The 702-nt window shown below is 71.5% G+C and carries 1 pseudogene; it reads right to left on the minus strand.

Annotated elements, in window-relative coordinates:
- Nucleotides 1-557 (minus strand): annotated as a pseudogene (locus ADL29_RS07450) (ABC transporter ATP-binding protein/permease); the annotation flags it as partial.
- Between the last annotated feature and the right edge of the window lie 145 nt (nt 558-702).

The following is a 702-nucleotide window of genomic DNA, read 5'->3' on the forward strand; positions in this document are numbered from 1 at the left end:
AAGCCGGTGTTGGAGCGCCTCTGCACTTGGCGTACGAACGGCAGTGCCGCCAGGGTGGCGGCGACGAGAACCAGCCCGAGCCGCCAGTCCAGGGCCACGATCACGACTCCCAACACCGTCGGGACCGCGACCAGTTGGACGAACAGCGTCGACAAGGAGGAGAGGGCGGAGGCCGCCGTGGTGGCGTTGTTGCCGACGACCGAGGTCAGGTCGCCGGCGGCCCGGCGGGCCAGCTCCTGCTGGGGCATGGAGCGCAGGGACTTCCCGAGACCGAGCCGGGTCGCCTGGGTGACCAGATGCCAGTGGTCGTAGAGGAACGCCGACTCGCGCACCCGCAGCGCACCCTCGACGGCCACCAGCGCGGCCAGCACCCCGACCCACCACCACGCCCAACCGGCCCGTATCTGCTCGCGGGACAGCTCGGCCAGCAGCGGCACAAAGGTGGCGTAGGCGGCCGCCTGGACGAGGGCCGCCGCGACCGAGATCCGCAGGGTGGTACGGAACTGCGGGGCGTAGGGACCTGCGGCGGTCAGCATCAGGCGCAGTATTCGCCTCATCGGGTCGTCTCCCTTTCCTCTTCCTTCGTGCCCTGCGCGGCGCCAATGCCGGTGAGCCCCCAGCGCGCGGCCTCTTCGTGACGTGCCCAGAGCTGCGCGTAGCGGCCACCGGCCGCCACCAGGTCGGCGTGGCGGCCCCTTTCGA

The organism is Streptomyces chattanoogensis, assembly GCF_001294335.1.
Lineage (GTDB): Bacteria > Actinomycetota > Actinomycetes > Streptomycetales > Streptomycetaceae > Streptomyces > Streptomyces chattanoogensis.